Annotated in this window: 24 protein-coding genes; 3 read left to right on the top strand and 21 right to left on the bottom strand. The window is 74.2% G+C overall.

The features are described 5' to 3' along the window. Nucleotides 1–389 precede the first annotated feature (389 nt). The 6 genes from ACFQ8C_RS30155 to ACFQ8C_RS30130 all read right to left on the bottom strand — a co-directional run bounded on the left by ACFQ8C_RS30155 (nt 390) and on the right by ACFQ8C_RS30130 (nt 5796). The gene (locus ACFQ8C_RS30155; RefSeq protein WP_383463452.1) at nt 390–584 is read right to left on the bottom strand and encodes a hypothetical protein; all 195 of its coding nucleotides are present in this window, start codon (nt 582–584) and stop codon (nt 390–392) included. Between the two features lie 118 nt (nt 585–702). Then, nucleotides 703–1380: an ABC transporter ATP-binding protein gene (locus tag ACFQ8C_RS30150; RefSeq protein WP_383463449.1), complete on the bottom strand. Its 678-nt coding sequence runs from the start codon at nt 1378–1380 to the stop codon at nt 703–705. Further along, nucleotides 1373–2365: an ABC transporter ATP-binding protein gene (locus ACFQ8C_RS30145; RefSeq protein WP_383463447.1), complete on the bottom strand. Its 993-nt coding sequence runs from the start codon at nt 2363–2365 to the stop codon at nt 1373–1375. The genes ACFQ8C_RS30150 and ACFQ8C_RS30145 overlap by 8 nt, the downstream gene beginning before the upstream one ends. Continuing rightward, nucleotides 2362–3198, bottom strand: coding sequence for an ABC transporter permease (locus ACFQ8C_RS30140; protein WP_383463443.1), 837 nt, complete (start codon nt 3196–3198; stop codon nt 2362–2364). The genes ACFQ8C_RS30145 and ACFQ8C_RS30140 overlap by 4 nt, the downstream gene beginning before the upstream one ends. Next, the gene (locus ACFQ8C_RS30135) at nt 3191–4183 is read right to left on the bottom strand and encodes an ABC transporter permease (protein WP_383463440.1); all 993 of its coding nucleotides are present in this window, start codon (nt 4181–4183) and stop codon (nt 3191–3193) included. Before ACFQ8C_RS30135 ends, ACFQ8C_RS30140 begins: the two co-directional genes overlap by 8 nt. Next, on the bottom strand, nt 4180–5796 hold the full coding sequence (locus ACFQ8C_RS30130) for an ABC transporter substrate-binding protein (protein WP_383463438.1): 1617 nt from the start codon (nt 5794–5796) through the stop codon (nt 4180–4182). The genes ACFQ8C_RS30135 and ACFQ8C_RS30130 overlap by 4 nt, the downstream gene beginning before the upstream one ends. Nucleotides 5797–5919: 123 nt before the next feature. On the opposite strand from ACFQ8C_RS30130, the gene ACFQ8C_RS30125 reads away from it, so the two are divergent. Next, nucleotides 5920–6588: a class I SAM-dependent methyltransferase gene (locus ACFQ8C_RS30125; protein ID WP_383463435.1), complete on the top strand. Its 669-nt coding sequence runs from the start codon at nt 5920–5922 to the stop codon at nt 6586–6588. A 43-nt stretch (nt 6589–6631) separates the two neighbouring features. On the opposite strand, the gene ACFQ8C_RS30120 is transcribed toward ACFQ8C_RS30125, so the two are convergent. The 4 genes from ACFQ8C_RS30120 to ACFQ8C_RS30105 all read right to left on the bottom strand — a co-directional run bounded on the left by ACFQ8C_RS30120 (nt 6632) and on the right by ACFQ8C_RS30105 (nt 10518). After that, nucleotides 6632–7717, bottom strand: coding sequence for an acyl-CoA dehydrogenase family protein (locus ACFQ8C_RS30120; RefSeq protein ID WP_383463432.1), 1086 nt, complete (start codon nt 7715–7717; stop codon nt 6632–6634). After that, complete coding sequence (locus tag ACFQ8C_RS30115) at nt 7714–8895, bottom strand: acyl-CoA dehydrogenase family protein (protein WP_383463430.1); 1182 nt, start codon at nt 8893–8895, stop codon at nt 7714–7716. Before ACFQ8C_RS30115 ends, ACFQ8C_RS30120 begins: the two co-directional genes overlap by 4 nt. Then, nucleotides 8892–9860 carry an NADPH:quinone oxidoreductase family protein gene (locus ACFQ8C_RS30110; protein ID WP_383463427.1) on the bottom strand — a complete coding sequence of 323 codons (969 nt, stop codon included), beginning with the start codon at nt 9858–9860 and terminating at the stop codon, nt 8892–8894. The genes ACFQ8C_RS30115 and ACFQ8C_RS30110 overlap by 4 nt, the downstream gene beginning before the upstream one ends. A 70-nt stretch (nt 9861–9930) precedes the next feature. Further along, entirely contained in the window at nt 9931–10518 is a 588-nt protein-coding gene (locus tag ACFQ8C_RS30105) for a helix-turn-helix domain-containing protein (protein WP_383463424.1), read from the bottom strand. Nucleotides 10519–10585: 67 nt separating this feature from the next. Here ACFQ8C_RS30105 and ACFQ8C_RS30100 point away from each other — a divergent pair, with 67 nt between their 5' ends. Further along, on the top strand, nt 10586–11548 hold the full coding sequence (locus ACFQ8C_RS30100; protein ID WP_383463421.1) for an NAD(P)/FAD-dependent oxidoreductase: 963 nt from the start codon (nt 10586–10588) through the stop codon (nt 11546–11548). Nucleotides 11549–11672: 124 nt separating this feature from the next. After that, nucleotides 11673–12452 carry a VOC family protein gene (locus ACFQ8C_RS30095; RefSeq protein WP_383463419.1) on the top strand — a complete coding sequence of 260 codons (780 nt, stop codon included), beginning with the start codon at nt 11673–11675 and terminating at the stop codon, nt 12450–12452. Nucleotides 12453–12501: 49 nt separating this feature from the next. Here ACFQ8C_RS30095 and ACFQ8C_RS30090 read toward each other — a convergent pair whose 3' ends face one another. From ACFQ8C_RS30090 to ACFQ8C_RS30040, 11 genes are all read right to left on the bottom strand, one after another. Beyond that, nucleotides 12502–13254, bottom strand: a complete 753-nt coding sequence (locus tag ACFQ8C_RS30090) for a PIG-L deacetylase family protein (protein ID WP_383463416.1) — start codon at nt 13252–13254, stop codon at nt 12502–12504. After that, nucleotides 13251–14183: an SIS domain-containing protein gene (locus ACFQ8C_RS30085; RefSeq protein WP_383463412.1), complete on the bottom strand. Its 933-nt coding sequence runs from the start codon at nt 14181–14183 to the stop codon at nt 13251–13253. The genes ACFQ8C_RS30090 and ACFQ8C_RS30085 overlap by 4 nt, the downstream gene beginning before the upstream one ends. A gap of 102 nt (nt 14184–14285) precedes the next feature. Further along, complete coding sequence (locus ACFQ8C_RS30080; protein ID WP_383463409.1) at nt 14286–15593, bottom strand: alpha/beta fold hydrolase; 1308 nt, start codon at nt 15591–15593, stop codon at nt 14286–14288. A 71-nt stretch (nt 15594–15664) separates the two neighbouring features. Then, nucleotides 15665–16060 (bottom strand): VOC family protein, encoded by a 396-nt coding sequence (locus ACFQ8C_RS30075; protein ID WP_383463407.1) that lies wholly within the window; start codon nt 16058–16060, stop codon nt 15665–15667. An 89-nt stretch (nt 16061–16149) separates the two neighbouring features. Next, the gene (gene nadE / locus ACFQ8C_RS30070; protein ID WP_383463404.1) at nt 16150–16980 is read right to left on the bottom strand and encodes an ammonia-dependent NAD(+) synthetase; all 831 of its coding nucleotides are present in this window, start codon (nt 16978–16980) and stop codon (nt 16150–16152) included. 43 nt (nt 16981–17023) lie between these two features. Further along, on the bottom strand, nt 17024–18178 hold the full coding sequence (locus ACFQ8C_RS30065; protein ID WP_383463401.1) for a molybdopterin-dependent oxidoreductase: 1155 nt from the start codon (nt 18176–18178) through the stop codon (nt 17024–17026). Nucleotides 18179–18224: 46 nt separating this feature from the next. Continuing rightward, nucleotides 18225–20315, bottom strand: coding sequence for an ATP-binding protein (locus ACFQ8C_RS30060; protein WP_383463398.1), 2091 nt, complete (start codon nt 20313–20315; stop codon nt 18225–18227). A gap of 27 nt (nt 20316–20342) precedes the next feature. Beyond that, nucleotides 20343–21188: an amino acid ABC transporter permease gene (locus ACFQ8C_RS30055; protein ID WP_383463455.1), complete on the bottom strand. Its 846-nt coding sequence runs from the start codon at nt 21186–21188 to the stop codon at nt 20343–20345. 152 nt (nt 21189–21340) lie between these two features. After that, a complete protein-coding gene (locus ACFQ8C_RS30050; RefSeq protein WP_383463395.1) occupies nt 21341–22006 on the bottom strand; it encodes an amino acid ABC transporter permease in 666 nt (221 codons plus the stop codon). A 10-nt stretch (nt 22007–22016) separates the two neighbouring features. Then, nucleotides 22017–22868, bottom strand: a complete 852-nt coding sequence (locus ACFQ8C_RS30045) for a glutamate ABC transporter substrate-binding protein (protein ID WP_383463392.1) — start codon at nt 22866–22868, stop codon at nt 22017–22019. A gap of 20 nt (nt 22869–22888) precedes the next feature. Then, nucleotides 22889–23659 carry an amino acid ABC transporter ATP-binding protein gene (locus ACFQ8C_RS30040; RefSeq protein WP_383463389.1) on the bottom strand — a complete coding sequence of 257 codons (771 nt, stop codon included), beginning with the start codon at nt 23657–23659 and terminating at the stop codon, nt 22889–22891. Nucleotides 23660–23894: the final 235 nt, after the last annotated feature.

The raw sequence follows: 23894 nt of genomic DNA, 5'->3' as shown, positions 1-23894 counted from the left end.
GACTCTATCAGATCTTTCCGATCCGATTTCCTCGGTGCTTTCCGGTCCCTTTCGCTTTCGCTCCGGGCCCTTCCGGCGTTTCCGACTCTATCAGAGCCTTTCGGCGCCTGATTCCCAGTCGGAGGGAATTCGTCTTCGCGGCCGTTCGGGCCGTTCCGACGAGTGAGACATTAACGGATTCCCTGCTCCCGACGCTAATCGGGGGATTCCTCATTTCGCGAAGCACGGAAAGCGCGACGACACGCGACGAAATCGCGATCATCAGGCTCAGTGGATCTTGCGGAATGACCGTCCGGGGCCGACCAGGGCCGGTGCTCACGTCGGACAGCTCGGAAGACATTACTGACCTGAGGAGCCCGTGTCAACCCCCTATCGCTTCGGGTGGCGGGTCAGGGGCGGAGGCTGGAGACGACCTCGGCCGTGGCGGCCACGCCGTTCTGGATGGTGGGGGCCATGCTCGTGCCGGCGAGGAAGAAGCCGAGGAGGGCGCAGACGACGGCGTGGGTGAGCTTGAGGCCCCCGCTGCGCAGGAAGATCACGGTCAGTACGAGGAGCAGCACCACGACGGAAACGGAAACGGCCATCGGTCTCACGTCCTTCTTCTGCCGCACCGGAATTGCGGCGTTCGGCGGACAGTGTGACGGAATGGGCGATCCGTCCGGGGGAACGGCAGGGCGGCCATCCGGGTGACTTCCGAGTGGATCAGGTGCCGGAAGGCTGTTCGGGCGGCAGGCAGTCGTTCCACTCCACCGTCCGGTCGCACCAGCGGTTCAGGAGGACGCGGTCGTGGCCGACGGCGAGGAGGCCGGCTCCGGTCTGCGCGCGGTAGGTCTCCACGGCGGCGACGAGGGCGGCCGTGGTGGAGGCGTCGAGCATGGCGGTCATCTCGTCGCAGACCAGCCAGCGGGGCCTGAGGGTGAGCGCTCGGGCGAGGCACGCGCGCTGGAGCTGGCCGTCGCTGACCGCGTGGGGGCGGCGGGTCAGGAGTTCGGGGGTGAGGCCGACGGCGGGGGCCAGCTCGGCGACGCGGGCGGCCGCCTCGGCCTTGCGGCCGGTGGCGCGCAGGGGTTCGGCGATGAGGTCGGCGAGGGTGAGCCGGGGGTCGGCGGCGGTGCGGGGCTGCTGGAAGACGACGCCGACGGCGGTGCGGTGCTCGCGCGGGGCGCGGTGGCGCCAGGCGGTGATCTCGGTGCCGTCGAGGACGAGGCGGCCGGCGTCGGGGCGGTGGAGGAGGGCCGCTACGCGGGCGAGGGTGGACTTGCCGCAGCCGCTGGGGCCGAGGAGGCCTACGGACTCGCCGGGGGCGATGGTGAGGGAGGCGCCTCGGAAGACCGGGGTGCGGGGGTGGTAGCCGGCGGTGACGGAGTCGAGTTCAAGCACGGGGGCGCTCCGGGTGGTGGCAGGCGACGCCGGCGCGGAGGGCCGGGGCGGTGGCGCAGAGGTCGGTGGCGCGGGGGCAGCGCGGGGCGAAGGCGCAGCCGTCGGGGAGGTCGGAGAGTTCCGGTGGCATGCCGGGGATGGGGGTGAAGGCGCGCTCGGGGAGGGCGTCGAGGAGGCCTCGGGCGTAGGGGTGGGTGGGGCCGGTGGTGCCGAAGAAGCGGTGGGCGGGGGCCGTCTCGACGATCCGTCCGGCGTACATGACGGCGACCCGGTCGGCGATGCGGGCGGCGGCGGTCAGGTCGTGGGTGATGAGGAGCAGTCCGCGGCCGTCGTCGGCGTGGCGGCGCAGTGCGTCGGCGGTGTGCTCGACGAGGTCGCGGTCGAGGCCGGTGGTGGGCTCGTCGGCGAGGAGGAGGGGGGCGTCGCCGATGAGGGCGAGGGCGGTGGCGGCGCGCTGGGCGAGTCCGCCGGAGAGTTCGTGGGGGTGGGAGTCGAGGTGGGTGGCGGGGAAGGCCGCGCGCTCGGCCGCGGCCTCGGCGGCCTTGCGGCGTCCGGAGCGCGGGGTGTCGGTGAGGGCCCGGACGGTCTCCTCCAGGTGCGCCCGTACGGTGCGGACCGGGGTGAGGTGGGCGGCGGGGCTCTGCGGGACGAGCCCGACGCGCCGGCCGCGTACGGATCGGGCGAGGGTCTTCTCGCCCGCGGTGAGCAGGTCGGTGCCGGCGATCAGGGCGGTACCGCTGGTCTCGGCGTTTCCCGGGAGCAGTCCGAGGAGTGCCGAGGCGAGCACCGACTTCCCGCACCCGGACTCTCCGACGAGGGCGAGGCACTCCCCCGGTGCCAGGTCGAGGTCGGCGTCGGTGACGGCGGCGACCGTCCGCCCGCCGTGGAGGCGGAACCGGACGGTGAGGCCGCGGACGCTGAGCAGGGCGTCCTCGGCCCGCTCGGCGGTGACGGCGTCCAGGGCGCGGGCGACGCGGGCGTTCACAGCATCAGCTCCGATCGGCGGCGGGGGTTGAGGCGGTCGCGCCAGGCGGAGGCGAGGCCCGCCAGGGCGAGGGTGGGGAGGATCAGGAAGAGGCCGGGGAAGAGGGTGGGCCACCAGGCGCCGGCGAGGAGGGAGGAGCGGGCCGACTGGACGAGGTTGCCGAGGCTGGCCTGGTGGCTGGGGAGGCCGAGGCCGAGGAAGGAGAGGGCGGATTCGTGCCACATGGCGTGCGGGACCATCAGGACGGCGGCGAGGCCGGCCTGCGGGAGGACCGCGGGGAGCAGGTGGCGGGTGGCGACGCGGCGGCGGGTGGCGCCGCCCGAGACGGCCGCGTCGATGTGGGGGCGGGTGCGCTGGGAGAGGACTTCGGAGCGGACGATGCGGGCGGTGGAGAGCCAGTGGGTGACCGCGACGGAGGCGATGACGGGCCAGACGCCGGGGCGGAAGAGGGCGACGACGAAGATGCCGAGGAGCAGGTGGGGCACGGAGGAGAAGGCGTCGACGAGGCGCATGAGGGTGCGGTCGGTCCAGCCGCCGAGGGCGCCGGCGGCGGCGCCGACGGCGGTGCCGAGGACGGTGGCGACGAGGGCGGCGACGAGGCCGACGAGGAGGGAGATCCGCAGGCCGTAGACGCAGCGGAGGAGGAGGTCGCGGCCGACGTCGTCGGTGCCGAAGGGGTGGTCCCAGGAGGGTGGGAGGAGCTTCCGGGAGAGGTCGACGGCCTGTTCGTCGAGGTGGACGAGCGGGGGGACGAGGAGGACGGCGAGGGCGAGGGCTCCGATGACGGTCGCGGAGGTCCAGAGGCGGAGGCGGTGGGTGCGGGGGTCAGCCATCGAAGCCCACCCTGGGGTCGGCGAGGCCGTAGAGGAGGTCGGAGAGGAGGTTGCCGAGGAGGACGGCCGCGGTGGCGAGCACGGTGAGCGCGGCGAGCAGCGGGAAGTCGACGGCGGTGGCGGCCTGGACCGTGGCGGCGGCGATGCCGGGCCAGCTGAAGACGGTCTCCACGAGGAGGGCTCCGGTGATGATCTCGGGGACGCGGGAGCCGATGAGGGTGAGCATCGGGAGCATGCCGGAGCGCAGGGCGTGGCCGGTGAGGACGGTGCGTTCGGCGAGGCCGCGGGCGCGGGCGCCGCGTACGGGGTCCTCGTCGAGGGCGTCGCCCACGCCCTGGCGGACGTAGAGGAAGAACCAGGGGAGCTGGGTGAGGCCGAGGACGAGGGCGGGGAGGACGAGGTGGCGGGCGACCTGGTCGGGGGTGACGGTGTCGCTGGCGGTGTCGGTGAGGCCGCCGGCGGGCAGGACGCCGAGCTGGAGGGCGAAGAACCAGATGGCGAGGAGGCCGAGCCAGAAGGCGGGGGCGGCTTCCAGGGTGTAGGCGAGGGCGCTGACGGTCCGGTCGAGGAGGCCGCCTCGGCGGCGGCCGGCGAGGACGCCGAGGAGGGTGCCGAGGGCGATGGCCACGGCGAAGGCGGTGGCGGCCAGGAGGACGGACCAGCCGAGGCGTTCGGTGATGACGTCGGTGACGGGGCGGCGCATGACCGCGGAGTCGCCGAGGTCGCCGGTGACGGCGGAGGTGAGCCACTCCCACCAGCGGGTGAGGAGGGGCTGGTCGACGCCGAGGTTGTGGCGGAGCTGGTCGAGGGTCTCCTGTGAGGCGGTGAGGCCGGCGGTGCCGGCGTAGGCCTTGACCGGGTCGAAGGGGGAGGCTTCGGCGACCGCGAAGACGGCGAGGGTGACGCCGAGGAGGACGGGGACGGCGGCGAGGGCGCGCCGTCCCGTCATCCGGGCCATGGCCCCCCAGGGGAGGCGGCGGCTCACTTCTTCGTGTCTCCGGTGTTCTTCGGCTTCCAGGACTCGACGTTCCACCAGGGACCGGCGGCGAGGCCGTGGTCGTGGGGTTCGGTCTGGGTGCTCAGGCCGGTCCAGGAGTCGTTCACGACGTAGAGGTGGTCGATGTGGGTGAGGAAGGTGTAGCCGGGGTTCTTGACGAGTTCGCGTTGGACGGTGTCGTACGCGGCCTTGCGCTTCGCGGGGTCGTTCGTGCGGCGGCCCTCGTCGAGGGCGCGGTCGACGGTCTCGTCGTCGTACCAGGCCATGTTGTTGAAGCCGTCGCCGGCGAGGGTGGACTTCAGGAGGAGGTACTGGTCGAAGTCGGGGTCGCCGGGTGAGCCGCCTCCGGCGAGGACGGCGTCGGTCTTCATGCGGGGTTCGATGACCTCCCAGGTGCCGGCCTGGGTCTTGATCTCGATGCCGGCCTTGCGGGCGTCGGAGGCGTAGGCGAGGGCGTGGTCCTGGCGGAGTTTGTCGCCGGAGAGGTACCAGAGGGGGAAGGAGGCGCGGACGCCGTTCCTGGCGCGGACGCCGTCGGCGCCGGGCTTCCAGCCGGCCTCGTCGAGGATCTTCCGGGCGCCGGCGAGGTCGTGGCGGCGCTCGGTGCCCTGGGCGAACCAGGGGCTGTCGGTGGGGACGGGGCCGTAGGCGGGCTTTCCGGCGCCTTCGAGGATCTTGTCGACCATGGTCCGGCGGTCGACGGCGATGTCGAGGGCGCGGCGGACGGCGGTGTCGCCGGTGACGGGGTGGTGGGTGGGGAGGGTGACCGTGCGGTAGTCGTAGGTCTTGGCGGTGTGGGTCTTCCTGGCCTTGTCGCGGCCGAAGCCGGCGGCGAGGTTGGGCGGGAGGATGGCGCCGTCGAGGTCGCCGGCGCGCAGGCGGGTGGCGCGGACGTCGTCGTCCTTGATGATCGCCATGGTGAACTTCTTCACCGCGGGGGCGCCGTTCCAGTACGTCGGGTTGGCCTTGAAGGTGAGCTTCTCGCCCTTGGACCAGTCGGTGAGGACGTAGGGGCCGGTGCCTATGGGTCGGGTGGTGAAGGCGCCGGTGTTGACGTCCTGCTTCGCGGCGACGTGTTCGGGGGCGATGGCGTGGACGGTGCGCTCGGCGAAGGGCGCGTAGGGGTACTTGAGGTGGAAGACCACGGTGGACTCGCCGCGGGCCTCGACGCTCTTCAGGGCGTCGAGTTCGGTGCGGGAGGGGTTGTTGGTCTTCGGGTCGAGGATCGTCCGGTAGGTGAAGACGACGTCCTCGGCCGTGAAGGGCTCGCCGTCGCTGAAGGTGACGCCGGAGCGGAGGCGGTAGGTGTACGTGAGTCCGTCGTCGCCGACCTCGGGGAGCTCGCGGGCGAGCGCCGGCTTGAGCTTCATGTCGGCGTCGAAGGCGAGGAGGCCGTCGAAGATCTTGGAGTTGCCGTCCTTGCCGTAGCCGAGGAGGGGGCTGAGGGTGTCGGGCTCGTAGGCGATGCCGACGACGGCGGAGTCCTTGGGTCCGCCGGTGCCGGCGGTGTCGGCGCCGGGGTTCGTGCAGGCCGCGGTCGCGAGGGCGAGTGCCCCCGTGATCAGCGCGGCGGTCGCGCGGCGGACGGTTCGGGCGGCCATCGGGTCCACACCCCTTTTTGAAGATCAACTGTTGTTGCGAACGATTCGCAATTAAACAGCATGGGTGCGCGGGGGCTCCCGGTGGGTAGTCCGCCCCGGACGACCACGACACCGGGAGTGACGATGAGCGAGACGCACGAGGAGCGGGGCCCCGCGGTCCAGGGGGCCGCCGAGCTCTTCGACGGGGTGGGGCTCGACTACGAGCGGGCCTTCGGCCGGCTGCCGGCGCAGCTGGCGGCGGTCGACTGGCTGACCGGGCGGCTCTCCCCCGGCTCCCGGGTCCTGGACGCGGGGAGCGGTACGGGGCGGCCGGTGGCCGCGATGCTCGTCGACGCGGGCCACGAGGTGACCGGGGTCGACGTCTCCGGGACGATGGTGGAGCTGGCCAGGGCGCGGGTGCCCGGGGCGCGGTTCGAGCAGGGGGACCTGCGCGAGCACACCCCTCCGGAGGGTGGCTACGACGCGGTCTGCGCCTTCTTCCCGCTGCTGATGATGGAGCGGGAGGAGCAGGTCGGCGCGCTGCGGCGGATGGCGTCCTGGCTGGCGCCCGGCGGTCTGCTGGTGTCGGCGACGGTTCCGGCCGACGTCGAGGGTCTGGAGATCACCTGGATGGGGCGCCGGGCGCGGGTCTCCAGCTTCTCGGCCGAGGCGTACCTGGGGGTGCTGCGGGAGGAGTGCGGCCTTGAGGTGCTCCATCACGAGCTGTCGGTCTTCCGGCCCGAGGTGGCGGGTGGCGAACCCGAGGAGCACCTGTTCTGTTACGCGCGCCGCGGGGTGACCGCGGGAGGGTGAGACGGCCGGGCCTTCCGGCCGCCGGCCGTCCCACCGCGTCGGGTCAGGCCGGGGCCGGGAGGTCCGCCAGGGTGGCGATGACGTCCTGGTGGTGGCCGGCCGAGCCCAGGGCGAGCTGGTCGGCCTTGGCGCGCTTGAGCGCCAGGTGGGCCGGGTGCTCCCAGGTCATGCCGATCCCGCCGTGCAGCTGGACGCACTCCTCGGCGGCGCGGACGGCGACCCCGGAGCAGTAGGCCTGGGCCACGGCCACCGTCAGTTCGGTGTCGGGCGCGTCGGCGGCGAGGGCGTCGGCGGCGGCGCGGGCCGCCGCCCGGGCTCCGACCAGGTCCAGCCAGAGGTGGGCCATACGGTGCTTGAGCGCCTGGAAGGAGCCGACCGGCCGGTTGAACTGGTACCGCTCCCTGGTGTGGCGGACGGTCTCCTCCAGGCACCACTCGGCGAGGCCGAGCTGTTCGGAGGCGAGGAGTCCGGCCCCGGCGAGGAGTCCGCGCCGCACGGCCGCCGCCGCCTCCGCGGGTCCGGCCAGGAGGGTGCCGGCGGCACCGGTGGTGTCGACGGTGGCGAGGGGGCGGGTGAGGTCGAGCGGGGTGAGCGGGGTGACGGTCGCGGCGGCGGCGGGTACGGCGTACAGGCCGTCGGGGCGGGGCACGAGGAAGACGTCGGCGGCGGGGGCGTCGGCGACGGCCCGGACGGGGCCGGTGGCCGTGAAGGCGGTCTGCGGGGCGGTGGTGAAGGGGACGGTCAGGACGGCGGTCCGCTCCCCCGCCGCCAGTTCGGCGAGGAGGGTGGCGGCGGGTCCGTCCGTCGCGCCGAGGGCGAGGAGGGTCTCGGTCGCGACGACCGCGCCGGTGAGGTACGGGGCCGGGGTGACCGCCCGGCCGAGCTCCTCCAGGACCACCGCGGCCTCGCGGTGGCTCGCGCCCTGGCCGCCGAGCTTCTCGGGGACGAGGAGGCCGGCGGCGCCGATGCCCGAGGCGAGCGCGGGCCAGAGGCCGGTGGGGTACGGGTCGCCGGTCTCGGCGCGGTCGAGCACGGCCTGGTGGCCGGCGCGGTCGGTGAGCAGGGAGCGGACGGCGTCCCGCAGCGCGTCCTCGGTGTCGGAGTAGAGGAGGTCCGGCTCGTGGCTCATCGGGCGAGGTCCTTCCAGGGGACGTCCTTGTCGTTGCGGGGCTCCGGCGGGAGTCCGAGGACCCGCTCGGCGACGATGTTGAGCAGCACCTCGCTGGTGCCGCCCTCGATCGAGTTGCCCTTGGAACGCAGATAGCGGTAGCCGGCCTCGCGTCCGGTGAAGTCGACGAGTTCGGGCCGGCGCATGGTCCAGTCGTCGTACACCAGGCCGTCGTCGGCGAGGAGTTCGACCTCCAGGCCGCTGATGGCCTGGTTGAGGCGGGCGAAGGCGAGCTTCATGGCGCTGCCCTCGGGGCCGGGCTGGCCGGCGGCGAGCCCCTGGCGCAGCCGCTCGCCGGTGAGGCGGGCCACCTCGGCGTCCACCCAGAGGTCGAGGAGCCGGCGGTGCAGGGCGTGGGTGCGCAGCTCGGGGCGGTCGCGCCAGACGGCGGCGGCCTTGCCGATCATGCCGCCCTCGCGGGGGATGCGGGCGCCGCCGATGGAGACCCGCTCGTTCATGAGGGTGGTCTGGGCGACGCGCCAGCCGTCGCCGACCTCGCCGAGGCGGTGGGCGTCGGGGATGCGGACGCCGGTGAGGAAGACCTCGTTGAACTCGGCCTCGCCGGTGATCTGGCGCAGCGGCCTGACCTCGACGCCGGGGTCGGTCATGTCGCAGACGAAGTAGGTGATGCCCCGGTGCTTGGGCAGGTCGGGGTCGGTGCGGGCGATGAGGATGGCCCAGCGGGCGGTGTGGGCGCTGGAGGTCCACACCTTCTGGCCGTCCACCACCCACTCGTCTCCGTCCTTGACCGCGCGGGTGCCGAGGGCGGCGAGGTCGGAGCCGGCGCCGGGCTCGCTGAAGAGCTGGCACCAGACCTCTTCGCCGGTCCAGAGCGACCGGAGGAAGCGGGACCTGACCGCGTCGGAGCCGTACGCGAGGAGGGTGGGGGCGGCCATGCCGAGGCCGATGCCGATGCGGCGGGGGTCGTTGTCGGGGGCGCCGGCGGCGGCGAGTTCGGCGTCGACGACGGTCTGGAGGGCGCGGGGGGCGTCGAGTCCGCCGAGGCCGGCCGGGTAGTGGACCCAGGCGAGGCCGGCGTCGAAGCGAGCCCGGAGGAAGTCGAGCCGGTCGGTTTCGGCGGGCGGGTGCTCGGTGAGCAACGCCCGGGTGCGCGCCTGGAGTTCTGCGGCGTCGGTCATGCGCGGGCTCCTTCCGGGAGGACGACCAGGCGGCCGGTGGTGGCGCCGTCGGCGACGCGCTGGACGGCGTCGGCGGCGTCGGCGAAGGGGACGCGTTCGGCGACGAGCGGCTTGACGACGCGCTGGGCGGCGAGGGCGGTGAGGGTGTCGTGGCACTGGAGCACGGCGGTCGGGTCGAGCCGGGCGTACAGGCCCCAGTGGAGGCCCAGGATCGAGTAGTTCTTCACCAGGGCGTGGTTGAGGGCGGGGGCGGGGATGGTGCCGCTGGCGAAGCCGACGACGACGATCCGGCCCTCGAAGGCGACGCACTTGGCGGACTGCTGGTAGGCGTCTCCGCCGACCGGGTCGTAGATCACGTCGGCGCCGCGGCCGCCGGTGGCGGCCTTGACGGCGGCGCCGACGTCCGCGGAGCGGCGGTCGATCACGACGTCGCAGCCGAGGGCGCGGGCGACGGCGGCCTTGGCGGGGCCGCCGACCACGCCGATGACGGTGGCGCCGGCGGCCTTGCCGAGCTGGACGGCGGCGCTGCCGACGCCGCCGGCCGCGGCGTGCACGAGGAGGGTCTCGCCCGCCTTGAGGGCGGCGCGGCGGTGGAGGCCGAACCAGCCGGTCTGGTAGCCGATGTGGAGGGCGGCGGCCTCGGCGTCGTCGAGGGCGTCGGGTGCCGGGAGGAGGGTGGCGGCGTCCGCGAGGGCGTGGTCGGCGAAGCCGCCGTGCGGGAGGGCCGCGGTGGCGATGACCCGGCGGCCGTCCCGGGTCTCGCCGCAGAGCTCGACGCCGGGGGTGAAGGGCAGCGGGGGGCGGACCTGGTAGTGGCCGCGGCAGAGCAGCGCGTCGGGGAAGTTGACGTTGGCGGCGCGGACTCTGAGGAGGACCTGGCCGGGGCCGGGTTCGGGGGTGTCCACCTCCTCTCGGCGCATCACCGCGCCGGGTTCGCCGTTCTCGTGCACTCGCCATGCCTGCATCCGTCGAGCCTCCGTCCGTACCGAGCGGTCGGCCGCATACTAAGCGGTCGCTTGCCCTTGATGGAACCACTCAGCCGGACTTCTTGGGCCGCGCCCGTACGTGCATCCGCTCGCCCTGCGGTCCATACAGGCTGAGGAACTCCACCGGCCCGTCCGCGGTCGGGCCGAACCAGTGCGGCACGCGGGTGTCGAACTCGGCGGCCTCGCCGGCGGTCAGCACCACGTCGTGCTCCCCCAGGACGAGCCGGAGCCGCCCGGAGAGCACGTACAGCCATTCGTACCCCTCGTGGACCCGCGGCTCCGGCTCCTCGACCGCCTTCTCCTGGATCACCTTGTACGCCTGGAGGCCGCCGGGCTGGCGGGTGAGCGGGTACATGGTGCGGCCGTGCCGGACGATCGGGCGGGCCCGCACCCGGGGGTCGCCCACCGGTGGGGCGCCGACCAGCTCGTCCAGCGGGACCTGGTGGGCGCGGGCGAGCGGCAGGAGCAGTTCGAGGCTCGGCTTGCGCTGTCCGGACTCCAGGCGGGAGAGGGTGGAGACGGAGATGCCGGTGGCGGCGGAGAGGTCGGCCAGGGTCACACCGCGGTCGCGGCGGACCCGGCGCAGCCGGGGGCCGACCTCGGTCAGGACGGCGTCGATGCGGTCGTCTTCGGTCATGCCTCCAGTGTTGCAGGAACGGCAAGTTTCCTTGCCGCCGGTGCCGGTCCCGGGTGAGGCTCGCGGCATGAACGCACGCAGGGAGGACCGCATGGAAGAGAACAGCTACGAGGTCGTGGTGGTCGGCGGCGGGGCGGCCGGACTGAGCGCCGCGCTGATCCTCGGCCGGTCCCGGCGCCGCACCCTGGTCGTCGACGCCGGCGAGCCGCGCAACGCTCCCAGCGGGCACATGCAGGGCTATCTGTCGCGGGACGGGATGAGCCCGGCGGAGTTCCTCGCGGCCGGCCGCCGTGAACTCCTGGCGTACGGGGTCGAGGTCCGGCCCGGCGAGGTGACCGGCGCGGTCCCGGACGGGGACGGCTTCGTCCTGACGCTCGCGGACGGCACCGCGCTCTCGGCGCGGCGACTGGTCGTCGCGACCGGTCTCGTGGACGAGCTGCCGGAGATCGACGGGCTGGCGGGGCGGTGGGGCCGGGACGTGCTGCACTGCCCGTACTGCCACGGCTGGGAGGTCCGCGACCGGCCCTTCGGGGTCATCGCCCACCCGACCATGCCCGCCCACCAGGCGCTGATGGTCTCGCACTGGTCCTCCGACGTGACCCTCTTCCCGAACGGCGCGGAGCTCACGGAGGAGGACGGCCGGCTGCTCGCGGCGGCGGGGGTCAGGACCGTGCCGGGCGCGGTCGCGGGGATCGCGGTGGAGGACGACCGGCTGACCGGGGTGCGCCTCGCCGACGGCCGGACCGTCGGCTGCGAGGTGGTCTTCGCGGCGGCGACCCGGCTCACCGCCCGTGACGGGGTGCTCGGGCAGCTCGGCGCGGAGCGGTACGAGACGCCCTTCGGCTTCTTCGTCAAGGTGGACGAGACCGGCCGGACGAGCGTCCCGGGCGTGTGGGCGGCGGGGAACGTGACGGGCCCGACCGAGCAGGTGGTCAACGCGGCGAGCGGCGGCTACCGGGCCGGCACGGTGATCAACGCCGAGCTCCTCATGGGCGACCTGGCGGCGAAGGCGGACGGGCTCGCCGGATGACCGGTGCGCCGGTCGGATGAACCGTTCCGGCAGCGGTCGCGTCGCCCGGACGGAGCCCCGAGGATCGGCCATGGTGGCCGGAAACCGGCCCGGACGCAGGACGACGGAAGGACGGCACCCCTCCATGCTCGACACCCGGTACACCCACGGATCCCCCTGCTGGATCGACCTCGGCAGTCCGGACACCGACGCCGCGGCGGCGTTCTACACGGCCGTGCTCGGCTGGGAGTACCACTCGGCGGGCCCGGAGGGGCGCGGGTACGGCTTCTTCCGGCAGGACGGCGCCACCGTCGCCGCGCTCGGTCCGCTCACGGAGGAGGGGGCCCGCAGCGCCTGGACGGTCTACTTCCAGACCTCGGACGCGGACACGACCCAGATGGTGGCGGCCGCCGAGGGAGGCCGGGTCCGCCTCCGCGCCATGGACGTGATGGACGCGGGGCGGATGGCCGCGCTCACCGACCCGGCCGGGGCCGAGTTCGCGGTCTGGCAGGCGGGGTCGGTGCGGGGCCTGGACCGCGCCTCCTCCCGGAACACCCTCGTCTGGGTGGAGCTGCACACCCCCGACCCGGAGGCCGCGCTCGACTTCTACCGCTCGCTCTTCGAGTGGCGCTGGGCGGAGATGGAGGCGCCCGGCATGACGTACCGGGTGATCTCCACCGCCGAGGGCGACCAGGAGGACGCCTCCTTCGGCGGCGCGGCCGAACTCGGGGACTCCGGCGAACGGACCCGCTGGATCCCGTACTTCGCCGTCGAGGACGTCGACGCGATCGCGGACGCGGTGACCGGCTCGGGCGGCACGGCGCTGGTCGCGCCGACGGACGTCCCCGACGTCGGCCGGCTCGCCTGGTTCGCCGACCCCTCCGGGGCCGAGTTCGCCGTCCTGAGGCCGGCGCCGACGGGCTGACGCGCCCTCACGGCCCGGGACGCGAGCCCGCGCCGTCCGAGGACGCGGCCTAGCGGGGGAAGACCTCGAAGGTCACGGCCGGGCGGCCGGCGAAGCGGGCGGCGGAGCGGGACGTGGTGGCGGTGACGAACTCGCGGACGTACTCCTCCGGTCGCCGGTCCGTCAGGGCCTCGATGTAGGCGCGGTGGCAGAGCAGGGACTCGATCGCCCGCTCCAGGCCGGGGGTGGCGTCGACGGCGTGGGTCGGGGTGCTGGAGGCGGCGACGGCGACCCGGCGGACGCCGTCCCAGGGCTCCAGTCCCCGCTCGGCCAGTTCGGGGAAGATCCAGCGGTTGCCCGCGTCCGACGCCGCGTCCAGGGTGGCGCGGCCGACGGCCACGTGGTCGGGGGTGTTCCGGGGCGCGCCGGGACCGTCGCCCCAGCCGTCTCGGTGGTTGAGGGTGACGACGAGGTCGGGGCGGTGGCGGCGGATCGCGGCGGCGATGTCGCGGCGCAGCGCGGTGCCGTACTCGATGACGCCGTCGCGGTGGTCGAGGAACTCGACGGTGCCCACCCCGACGACGGCGGCGCTCGCCCGCTGCTCCTCCTCGCGCAGCGGGCCGCACACGTCCGGGGCGAGCGTGTCGATGCCGGCCTCGCCCCTGCTGACCAGCAGGTAGACGACCTCCTTGCCGGCGTCGGTCCAGCTCGCGACGGCCGCCGCGCAGCCGTATTCCAGGTCGTCGGGGTGGGCGACGACGGCGAGGGCGCGCTGCCAGTCGCCCGGCAGCTCCGGCAGGTCGGCGGCTTCGGTGTCGATCATGCCCGCAGGATACGGGCCGCGTCGGCCGCGGTCGGGCGGAACGCTCCGGCGAGGATGACGGAGCGGGAGACGTGGCGGGGGCGGTCGGGGTTGAGACCGCGCCGGGCGGCGAGGGCGACGGCGAGGCGCTGGGCGCGGACCAGGGCGGCGACCGGGTCGACGGCGTCCGCGGTGAACAGGGCGCCGGTGGACTCCACTTCCTCGCGCAGACCGGCCGGGGCGGGGCCGAGGCACCAGACGAGGCTGGTCCGGTCGCTGATGCTGATCGGGCCGTGCCGGTACTCCATCGCCGGGTACGACTCCGTCCAGACACGGGCGACTTCACGGAGCTTGAGGGCCGCCTCGTCGGCGAGGCCCACGGTCCAGCCGGTACCGAGGAAGGTGAACTGGACGTGCCTCTCCCAGTGCGGGGGCAGGGGTTCGTAGAGGGCCAGTTCGGCGTCGGCGACGGAGGGCCCGAGGTCCACGCCGAGCCCGGCGCGCAGCAGTTGGAGGGCCGTCGTGGCGAACCGGGTCTGGACGACGGACCGTTCGTCGGCGAAGGAGAGGTCCACGACCCGGTCCGCGAGCCGGCCGGCGGGACTGTCCGGGACGCCGGTGAGGACGAGGGTGGGCAGCCGGCTGGCCGCGCCGGCGAGGAGGTCGACGACCTCGGTGGTCGTACCGGAGCGGGTCAGGGCCACGATCCGGTCGTAGCCCCGGCCGAGCGGGGTCCGCTCGGAGGCGGGGAAGGCGTCGGTCTCGCCCGCGCCGAGGGACTCCCGGAGGGCCGCGTAGGCGCGGGCGATCAGGTACGAGGTGCCGCAGCCGACGACGGCGACCCGCTCGCCGGGGCCGGGCAGCCGGTCGGCGAGCGGGCCGGCGAGTGCGGCGGCGCGGCGCCAGCAGTCGGGCTGGCCGGCTATCTCGGCGGTGACGTGTGCGTTCATGGACCGAGTTGTAGCGGCCCGTGACGGGCCGGGACCATGTGCGATCGGGGTCCGGCGCTTGGACTTTCGCGCGCGCCGGCCCCGGCGCGGCCGGGCCGGGCGTCAGAGTTCGTCGTGGGAGAGGGCGAGGAGGCGGTCGAGGACGCGCGGGCCGCCGGCGCGGACGCCGTCGTGCTCGAACTCGTCGGTGACCCAGGGCCGCAGCCCCCGGATCGCCCCGGCGGTCTCCAGGGAGTGGGCGGTGTCGACGTACATGTCGTCGTGGTAGACGGCGGCGGCCACCGGGACGCGGTTGGCGGCGAGGCGCTCGGGGTCGTACAGCGGGGTCCAGTCGTCCCGGCGGGCGAGGAGTTCGGCGGTCTCGCGCAGCGGGCGGAGGGCGGGGTCGGTGGTGAAGTGCCAGGGGTGGACGGTCTCGCCGGTGAGGAGGACGGGCGCGCCGGAGGCGAGCGCGCCGACGGCGTCGAACTCGGGGAACTCCGCGCGGACCCGCTCGGCGGCCCAGCCGGTGGGGCCCCGGCCCTGGGCGTAGATGGCCTCGTGGAGGACGGCGTAGAGCGGGTGGCCGGCGTACGAGAGGTGGGCCTGGACCTGCTCCAGGAAGGCGTCGGCGAGGGCCGGTCCGGTGGGGGTCGGCACGAAGGCGCCCTCCAGGAGGTGGTGGAGCTGGTGGGTGCCGTCGCCGGAGCCGAGGAGGATGCCGAGGGACTGGAAGGCCTCGACGGTGAGGAGGCCGCCGCCGGGGAGGGTGACCTCGCGCTCCAGGAGGTGGGCGGCGACGGCGCGGACGCGTTCGGCGTCGCGCGGGTAGCGGGCGAAGTGGGCCTCGTTCTTGCGGCGGACGCGCGGGTAGGCGGCCGCGTAGACCTCGTCGGCGGTGGCGTCGAGGGACGGCAGGCCGCCGGTGATCAGGACCCGCTCCAGGCCCTCCGGGGCGGTGGAGAGGTAGTGGACGGCGCAGAAGCCGCCGAAGCTCTGTCCGAGGACCGTCCAGGGGGCGCCGGCGGTGAGCCGTCGGCGGATCAGCTCGCAGTCCCTGACGATGGAGTCGGCACGGAAGTGCGCGAGGTAGTCGGCCTGGGCGGCGGCGTCGCCGCGCAGCGGCAGGGTCTGGCGGTTGGCCGGGGTGGAGCGGCCGGTGCCGCGCTGGTCGAGCAGGAGGACCCGGAACTCGCGGACGGCCCGGCCGATCCACGCCTGCCGGCCGATGAAGCGGCGGGCGCCGAACCCGGGGCCGCCCTCCAGGTAGACCAGCCAGGGCAGCCGCTCGCGGTCCCGCTCGCCGAGGCCGGAGGCGACGAGCTCGCGGCCGTACACCTCGATCTGCTCGCCGTCGGGGCGGCCGTGGTCGAGGGGGACGGGGAAGTGGTGGTCGGTGACGACGACGCCGGGCTGGCGGTAGGTGGTCAACGGTGCTCCTGCTGGTGCTGTTCCTGCTCCGTGCTCACCCACAGTGGATCACGAACCGGCGTGCAGGGGCGTCACGAGGCCTGCATCACCGCGATGACGTTTCCGGCCGGGTCGGTGAACCAGGCGATGGCCGCCGGGCCGTCCTGGCCGTCGCCCCTCATGACGCCCTTCTCGTCGGCCTCGAACTCGGGGTAGCGCTCGAAGGTGGCGCCCCGGGCGACCAGGTCGTCGACGGCCCGGTCGATGTCGTCGACCTCGAAGTTGAGGACGGTGAAGGAGGCGGGGGCGTGGTTCTCCTTGGGATAGACGAAGACCCGGGCCCCGCCCGGCAGGGTCAGGAACAGCATCCGCATGTCCCCGGTCCCGGTCTCCTCCACGGTCAGACCGAGCCGGTCGCCGTAGAACCGCCGGGCGGCGTCCAGGTCGTCCACCGAGAAGCTGCTGTACGCCGTCGTCTCGCCGAACATGGCGTGCTCCCTTCCGGGCCCCGGTCGGCGGGGCTCACCCTTCCAGGATCCGCCTGTTCGGCGAGGTGCGCTCGGGGCGCCGGGGGCGCTCAGGGCGCGATCGGCAGCTGCCGCTTGTGCTCGGTGAGTTCGTAGCGGCCGACGATCGACGCGTGGGCGGCCTCGGAGACCGGCTTGCCCTCCAGGAAGTCGTCGATGTCGTCGTAGGTGACGCCGAGGGCGTCCTCGTCGGGCTTGCCCGGGTCGAGGGTCTCCAGGTCGGCGGTCGGGACCTTCCAGACCAGGGAGGAGGGGGCGTCGAGCTCGGCGGCGACGGCGCGGACGCGGCGCTTGGTGAGGCCGGTGAGCGGGACGAGGTCGGCGGCGCCGTCGCCGAACTTGGTGAAGAAGCCGGAGACGGCCTCGGCGGCGTGGTCGGTGCCGACGACCAGGCCGTCCCGGGCGCCGGCGACCGCGTACTGGGCGATCATGCGCTGGCGGGCCTTGATGTTGCCGTGCACGAAGTCCTGGTGGTGGGCGTCGCGGAAGGTCAGGCCGCCGGCGAGGCAGGCGTCGAGGGCGGCGTCGCTGGCCGCCTTCACGTCGACGGTGAGGACCTGGTCGGCGCGGATGAAGTCGAGCGCGATCTGCGCGTCCCCCTCGTCGGCCTGGACGCCGTACGGCAGGCGCATGGCATAGAAGACGGCCTCGTGGCCGGCGGCGCGGGCGCGCTCGACGGCGAGCTGGCAGAGCCGGCCGGCGGTGGTGGAGTCGACGCCGCCGCTGATGCCGAGGACGAGGGCGCGCAGCCCGGTGGTGGTGAGGCGCTCGGCGAGGAAGGCCACCCGGCGCTCGATCTCGGCGGCCGGGTCGAAGACCTCGGGAACCTGGAGCTCCCGGGCGATCTGCTGCTGGCGGGCGATGGGCGCCGGGTCGGTCACGGAAGACTCCTCGTCGGAACGGGTACGGGCGACGGATCCGACTTTACGGGGTATTACCCGGCGCCCCGCGCTCCGGCCCCGGGGTGCAGAGCACCTCGACGCGCTGGACGAGGTTGTTGGCGAAGCCGCCGCGGTTCCAGGGCGCGGCGAGGGGCTGGACGCGGCCGGTGGCGTCGGTGGCGCGGACGGTGAGGTGGCGCAGGCCGGGGGTGGCGTTCCAGGTGGTGCGCCAGGCGGCCCAGGCCCAGGGATGGGCGGGGTCGCGGACGACCTCGGCGTCGGTCCAGGCGGCGCCGCCGTCCTCGCTCACTTGGACGCGGACGACGGGGCCGTGGCCCGACCACGCGCGCCCGGCGAGCGGGACGGGGCCGGGGCGGACGACGCGGGTCCGGGACATGAAGTCGGGGAAGCCGGGCGGGGCCATGAGGGCGCGGGGTTCGATGAGGGTGACGGGGTCGCCGGCCTCGCCGGGCTCCTGGCGGAGGCGGTAGGCGGCGCTCTGCTGGAAGCCGGTGTACGGGGTGGCGGCGAGGGTGATCTCGCGCAGCCACTTCACGTGTGCCATGCCGTACCAGCCGGGGACGACGAGCCGGAGGGGGCTGCCGTGCTGGGGCGGCAGCGGGGCGCCGTTCATGGTGTGGGCGACGAGGACGTCCCGGTCGGGGGCGGCGGCGGTGGCGAGGGGCAGGGAGCGGCGGTAGTCCTGCTCGACGCCGCGTTCCACGCCGTGGTCGGCGCCGGTGAAGACGGCCTCGACGGCGTCCTCGGCGGCGCCGGCCTCGGCGAGGAGGGCGGCGAGGGGGACGCCGGTCCACTCGGCGGTGCCGACGGCCTCGACGAGCCAGGGCTGGCTGACGGGACGGGGGCTGAGCCGGGCGCGGCCGTTTCCGGCGCACTCCAGGGTGACGCGGCGGGTGACGGTGGGGCGGTCGCGGAGGGCGTCGAGGTCCAGGTCGAGCGGGCGGAGCACGCGGCCGCCGACGGTGAGCCGCCAGTCGTCGGGGTCGGTGTCGGGGATGTCGTAGTGGACGAGGACGTAGTGGAGCCCGGGTGGGGTGAGGTCGTACCGCAGGGCTTCCAGCGGGAGTCCGTGGTTGCGGGTGGCGAGGGCCAGTTCCTGCGGGGAGAGGCCCTCGTCCGGTTCCGCGACCCGCGCCGATGTGCTGAGGGCGGCCAGGTCGCCGGGCGATCGGTCCATGCTCCCCATGGTGCTCCGGTGGGCGGGGGGCCGCCCGGTGGGGCGGTCAGCCGGTGCCGAGGGCCCGGTCGAGGCCCGCCTGGGGGAGGTCGGTGAGGGCGCGGAGGAAGATCTCCTCGTACGCGGGTTCGCCGAGGGCGGCGCGGACCCCGGCGGTGTAGTGGGCGTGGAGGGCGCGCAGGCCGGGCAGGCCGCGGCGGGGCTGGCCGGTGGCCCGCCAGTACGCCTCGCCGGTGCCGGAGACGTCGGCGGCGCGTTCGCCGTCGCCCGCGGCGGCGTGGGCGGTGGCGAGGACGTCGAGGCCGAGGGCGACGCCGAGGCCGGCGCCGAGGGCGCGGGTGCCGGCGAGCATGGCGCGGGCGTGGTCGGCGGCGGTGGCGGGGTCGCCTTCCAGGAGGCCGGCGAGGGCGAGCTGGTACTCCAGGGCGGTGCGGGTCCAGTGCTCGTCGAGGGTGTCGCAGAGGGCGCGCAGGGCGAGGGCGTCGGCGCGGGCCTCGGCGAGGAGGCCGAGGCCGGTGAGGGCGAAGACGCGGACGAGCCGGCAGCGGAGGGTGGCCGCCGAGCCGGCGGTGCCGCCGCGCGCCGAGCCGAGGACGTGGTCGACGACGACGAGGGCGGCCCGGGCGCGGCCGGTGGTGAGGGCGAGGAGGCCGGCGAGGGCGGCGGCGTCGAGGGTGAGCTCGCCGGGCCCGTACGCCTCCGAGGGCGCCCAGGGGCGTTCCGGCGGGTGCTCGGTGTGGCGGGCCTCGCGGGCGCAGCGTTCGCTGACGTCCTGGGCGGGGCCGAGGTCGCCCTGGAGGACGAGGGTGACGCCGAGGGCCCACAGGGCGCGGGTGCGGGCGCGGCCGCGGGCGTCGCTGAGGAGGAGGGCCTGTTCGAGGCCGTCGCGGGCCTCGCGGAGGCGGCCGCGGCAGGACCAGGCGAAGGCGACGGAGCCGACGAGGTCGAGGGCGGCGTCGGGGTCGGTGCGCAGCAGGCGGTCGAGGGCCGTGCGCAGGTCGGTGTGGTGGGTGTCGACGGCGTGGTGCCAGTGGAGCTGGCCGGGGCCGTGCCAGGCGGCCCGGCCCCGCGCGGCGAGGGCGCGGAAGTGGGCGGCGTGCCGGTCGGCGATGGTGCCGGTCTCGCCGAGCCGGTCCAGCCAGCCGGCGCCGTACTCGCGGATGGTGTCGAGGAGGCGGTGGCGCCCGGCGGTGTCGGCGGGGCGGACGACGGAGGCGCGGACGAGTCCGTCGAGCGCGGTGGGGAGGGTGTCGGGGGTGAGGGGGCCGCCGGTGCAGACGGCGGTGGCGGTGGCGAGGTCGAAGGGGCCGCGGAAGACGGAGAGGCGGGCCCAGAGGAGCCTTTCGAGGGGGTCGGCGAGTTCGTGGCTCCAGCCGATGGCGGCGCGGAGGGTCTGGTGGCGGGCGGGCCAGACCCGGTCGGGGTGGGCGAGGAGGTCGAAGCGGGCCTCGGGGGGTGCGGTGAGGCGGCTGCCGAGCTGGTCGCGGACGGCTTCGGCGCCCTGGAGCCGGATCTGGGCGGCGGCGAGTTCCAGGGCGAGGGGTATGCCTTCGAGGCGGACGCAGATCTCGCCGGCGGGCCCCGCCGCGGGGAGGTCCTCGCCGGTGGCGGTGCGCAGCAGGGCGAGGGCGTCGTCGCCGGCGGGCGGGAGCGGGTCGAGGAGGACGGTGTGCTCGCCGGGGACGCCGAGGGGGCGGCGGGAGGTGGCGAGGACGGTGAGGCCGGGGGCGGCGTCGAGGAGTTCGGCGACGAGGCGGCCGCAGGCGTCGGCGAGGTGGTCGCAGCAGTCGAGGACGAGGAGGAGCCGGGTCTCGGCGAGCCGGCGGCGCAGGGCGCCGGTGTCGGTTCCGGGGGTGTGGTCGGCGAGGTCGACGGAGTCGGCGACGAGGGCGACGAGGAGGCGTTCGCCGTCGAGCTGTCCGAGGTCGGTCCACCAGGCGCCGTCGGGGTGGCGGTGGCGCGCCCGGTGGGCGGCGCGCAGCGCGAGCCGGGTCTTGCCGACGCCGCCGACGCCGGTCACGGTGACGAGGCGGTGCTCCGCCAACGCGGCGGTGATGCGCGTCAGTTCCGTGCGGCGGCCTGTGAAACCCGGGTTCTCGTCCGGTAGATGTCCACGCACGGGAGCAGTGTCCCTCATGTCCGGCCCGAAAGCTCCTGTCGGAAGCTACCGCTTGGGGGGTTCCCCGGGGCCCGGGGCGGCGAGGTCCTCGACGGCTTCGGCGGTGACGACGGCGCCGGTGGAGCGTTTGCCGCGGCGGAGCCGGCGTTCGAGCCAGGAGGCGAAGGTGGTGAGGGCGACGTTGAGGAGGACGAAGAGGACGGCGACGACGGTGAAGCAGGCGATGGTGTTGGCGCCGTAGTTGGCGCTCAGGGGGCGGACGGAGGCGAGGAGTTCGGCGAAGCCGAGCATGGCGCCGCCGAGGGCGGTGTCCTTGACGATGACGACGAGCTGGCTGACGAGGGCGGGCAGCATGGCGGTGACGGACTGTGGCAGGAGGACGTACGCCATGGTCTGGCCCTTGCGCATGCCGATCGCCTTGGCGGCGTCGGTCTGGCCGGCGGGGAGGGCGAGGATGCCGGCGCGGACGACCTCGGCGAGGACGGAGGCGTTGTAGAGGACGAGGCCGGTGACGACCGCGTACAGGGGGCGGGTCTCGGGGCTGATGTCGGTGAACTCGGCGTAGGCGGCGTTGGCGAAGAGCATCAGGATGAGGACGGGGATCGCGCGGAAGAACTCGACGACGGTGCCGCCGACGGCGCGGACGGCGCGGTGGTCGGAGAGGCGGGCGATGCCGAGGAGGGCGCCGAGCGGCAGGGCGAGGACCATGGCGAGACCGGCGGCGATGACGGTGTTCTTCAGGGCGGGCAGGAGGTACGTCTCCCAGACGCGCCCGTCGGTGAAGAACGGCTCCCATTTGGCCGCCTCCAGCTGGTTCTTGGCGTCGAGTCCGGCGATGACCCACCAGACGACGGCGGCGAGGGCGGCGAGGAAGAGCAGCGTCCAGAGCAGGTTGCGGCGGCGGGCGCGGGGGCCCGGGACGTCGTAGAGGACGGTGGCGGACTCGCCCGTGGAGGCGCGTCTCGCCGCACGGCCCTTGCCGGTGCGCGTCCGCGTCCGGTCCTCGCCGGTGGGTCCCTCCGCCTGGTCCTTGCCGGTGCGCTTCACCGTTTGACCGCCACCTTCTTCGCGAGGCGGCCGAGGAGGAGGCCGGTGGGCAGGGTGAGGCAGATGAAGCCGAAGGCGAAGATCGCGGAGATGAGGATCAGCTGGGCCTCGTTCTCGATCATCTCCCGCATGAGCAGGGCGGCTTCGGCGACGCCGATGGCGGCGGCGACGGTGGTGTTCTTGGTGAGGGCGATGAGGACGTTGGCGAGCGGGCCGACGACGGAGCGGAAGGCCTGCGGGAGCACGATGATCCGGAGGGTCTGGGGGAAGCTGAGGCCGATCGCGCGGGCGGCCTCGACCTGGCCGAGGGGGACGGTGTTGATGCCGGAGCGCAGCGCCTCGCAGACGAAGGCGCTGGTGTAGGCGGTGAGGCCGAGGACCGCGAGCCGGAAGTTGATGGTGGTGAAGCGGTCGGCGCCGAGGCTGACCCCGAGGGTCTGGAAGAGGCCGAGGGAGGTGAAGACGATGATGACGGTGAGGGGGATGTTGCGGACGATGGTGACGTAGGCGGTGCCGAAGCCCCGCATGAGGGGGACGGGGCCGACGCGCATGGCGGCGAGCAGCGTCCCCCACACCAGGGAACCGAGGGCGGACCAGAAGGTGAGCTGGACGGTCACCCAGAAGGCGCCCAGGAGGTCGTAGCCTTCGAGGAAGTCGAACACGGCGGCCGGCTCACTCGACGATCACGCCGATCTTCGGGGCCGGTTCGTTCTGGTAGTTCGCCGGGCCGAAGTTCTTCTCGACCGCGGCGTCCCAGGAGCCGTCGTCGACCATCTTCTCCAGGGCGGTGTTGATCTTGCCCTTGAGCTCGCTGCCCTTCTGGACGCCGATGCCGTAGTTCTCGTTGCTCAGCTCGAAGCCGCCGAGCTTGAACTTGCCCTTGAACTCGTCCTGGGCGGCGTATCCGGCGAGGATCGAGTCGTCGGTGGTGAGGGCGTCGATGACGCCGTTCTCCAGTCCGGTCAGGCACTCGGAGTAGCCGCCGTACTCCTGGAGCTGGGCGTCGGGGGCGATCTCGTCCTTCACGTTCTGCGCGGAGGTGGAGCCGGTGACGGAGCAGAGCCGCTTGTCGTTCAGGTCGGACGGCTGCTTGATGGAGTCGTCGTCGGCGCGGATCAGCACGTCCTGGTGGGCGAGGAGGTAGGGGCCCGCGAAGTCGACCTTCTCGGCGCGCTCGTCGTTGATCGAGTACGAGGCGGCGATGAAGTCGACGTCGCCGCGCTGGAGCATAGTCTCGCGGTCGGCGCTCTTCGCCTCCTTCCAGACGATCTGGTCGGGTTCGTGGCCGAGTTGCTTCGCTATGTAGGTGGCCACGTCGACGTCGAAGCCGGTGTAGGTGCCGTCGGGGGTCTTCAGGCCGATGCCGGGCTGGTCGAACTTGATGCCGATGGTGATCTGGTCCTCGTCCGAGTGGTCCGCCGGTACGGCTCCCCGGGCGAGGGAGGCGGAGCCGAGGGCGAGGACGACGGCCGTGGCGGAGGCCACGAGGGTCCGGGTCGTCCTGGTGGTCCTGAGCGGGTTCATGGTGATCACCCCGGTGGGGTTCAGTGGTGGAGGATCTTGGAGAGGAAGTCGCGGGCCCGGGCGCTGCGCGGGTTGCCGAAGAACTCCTCGGGGGTGGTCTCCTCGACGATCCGCCCGTCGGCCATGAAGACGACGCGGTTGGCGGCGGAGCGGGCGAAGCCCATCTCGTGGGTGACGACGACCATCGTCATCCCGTCGTGCGCGAGCTGCTGCATGACCTCCAGGACCTCGTTGATCATCTCGGGGTCGAGGGCGGAGGTCGGCTCGTCGAAGAGCATCACCTTCGGGTCCATGGCGAGGGCCCGGGCGATGGCGACCCGCTGCTGCTGGCCGCCCGAGAGCTGGGCCGGGTACTTGTCGGCCTGGGCGGCGACGCCGACGCGGTCGAGGAGCGAGCGGGCCCGCTCCTCCGCGGCCTTCCGGTCCTTCTTGCGGACCTTGATCTGTCCCAGGGTGACGTTGTCCAGGACGGTCTTGTGGGCGAAGAGGTTGAAGGACTGGAAGACCATGCCGACGTCGGCGCGGAGCCGGGCGAGTTCCCGGCCCTCGGCGGGCAGGGGCCTGCCGTCGATGCGGATCTCGCCGCCGTCGATGGTCTCCAGGCGGTTGATCGCGCGGCAGAGGGTGGACTTCCCCGAGCCGGAGGGGCCGATGACGACGACGACCTCGCCGCGTCTGATGGTGAGGTCGATGGCCTGGAGGACGTGGAGGGTACCGAAGTGCTTGTCGACCCCGCGCAGGACGACGAGCGCGTCGACGTCGTCCTGGACGGGCACCTCCGGGACGGGCATGCCACCCTCCTGGCTCACGCCCCCTTCTGCCGTTCCCTCCTCGGTCTCATGCTCCGCCCTGCGCCGCGCGGGCGCACGCCGGGCCGCACGGGGCGGGGCGGGCCGGGCGGTGCGGCGCGGGCCGGGTGGTGCGGCGCGGGCCGGGCCGGGCGGGTGCGGCGCGGGGCGGGCGGTGCGGTGCGGGGCGGTCAGGCGCGGGGCGAGCGGGTGTCTCTGATACAGATGGGTCGGTGCC

Source organism: Streptomyces sp. NPDC056503, assembly GCF_042794995.1.
GTDB lineage: Bacteria > Actinomycetota > Actinomycetes > Streptomycetales > Streptomycetaceae > Streptomyces.
Note: the sequence above shows the minus strand (reverse complement) of the source record. Positions and strands in the feature narration are given on the sequence as shown.

Bases quoted from the DNA above. Each gene is read 5' to 3' on its own strand.
- ACFQ8C_RS30155 (WP_383463452.1), bottom strand. From the start codon at position 584: ATGGCCGTTTCCGTTTCCGTCGTGGTGCTGCTCCTCGTACTGACCGTG.
- ACFQ8C_RS30140 (WP_383463443.1), bottom strand. From the start codon at position 3,198: ATGGCTGACCCCCGCACCCACCGCCTCCGCCTCTGGACCTCCGCGACC.
- ACFQ8C_RS30130 (WP_383463438.1), bottom strand. From the start codon at position 5,796: ATGGCCGCCCGAACCGTCCGCCGCGCGACCGCCGCGCTGATCACGGGG.
- ACFQ8C_RS30125 (WP_383463435.1), top strand. From the start codon at position 5,920: ATGAGCGAGACGCACGAGGAGCGGGGCCCCGCGGTCCAGGGGGCCGCC.
- ACFQ8C_RS30120 (WP_383463432.1), bottom strand. From the start codon at position 7,717: ATGAGCCACGAGCCGGACCTCCTCTACTCCGACACCGAGGACGCGCTG.
- ACFQ8C_RS30115 (WP_383463430.1), bottom strand. From the start codon at position 8,895: ATGACCGACGCCGCAGAACTCCAGGCGCGCACCCGGGCGTTGCTCACC.
- ACFQ8C_RS30110 (WP_383463427.1), bottom strand. From the start codon at position 9,860: ATGCAGGCATGGCGAGTGCACGAGAACGGCGAACCCGGCGCGGTGATG.
- ACFQ8C_RS30105 (WP_383463424.1), bottom strand. From the start codon at position 10,518: ATGACCGAAGACGACCGCATCGACGCCGTCCTGACCGAGGTCGGCCCC.
- ACFQ8C_RS30100 (WP_383463421.1), top strand. From the start codon at position 10,586: ATGAACGCACGCAGGGAGGACCGCATGGAAGAGAACAGCTACGAGGTC.
- ACFQ8C_RS30095 (WP_383463419.1), top strand. From the start codon at position 11,673: ATGCTCGACACCCGGTACACCCACGGATCCCCCTGCTGGATCGACCTC.
- ACFQ8C_RS30090 (WP_383463416.1), bottom strand. From the start codon at position 13,254: ATGATCGACACCGAAGCCGCCGACCTGCCGGAGCTGCCGGGCGACTGG.
- ACFQ8C_RS30085 (WP_383463412.1), bottom strand. From the start codon at position 14,183: ATGAACGCACACGTCACCGCCGAGATAGCCGGCCAGCCCGACTGCTGG.
- ACFQ8C_RS30075 (WP_383463407.1), bottom strand. From the start codon at position 16,060: ATGTTCGGCGAGACGACGGCGTACAGCAGCTTCTCGGTGGACGACCTG.
- ACFQ8C_RS30065 (WP_383463401.1), bottom strand. From the start codon at position 18,178: ATGGACCGATCGCCCGGCGACCTGGCCGCCCTCAGCACATCGGCGCGG.
- ACFQ8C_RS30060 (WP_383463398.1), bottom strand. From the start codon at position 20,315: ATGAGGGACACTGCTCCCGTGCGTGGACATCTACCGGACGAGAACCCG.
- ACFQ8C_RS30045 (WP_383463392.1), bottom strand. From the start codon at position 22,868: ATGAACCCGCTCAGGACCACCAGGACGACCCGGACCCTCGTGGCCTCC.
- ACFQ8C_RS30040 (WP_383463389.1), bottom strand. From the start codon at position 23,659: ATGCCCGTCCCGGAGGTGCCCGTCCAGGACGACGTCGACGCGCTCGTC.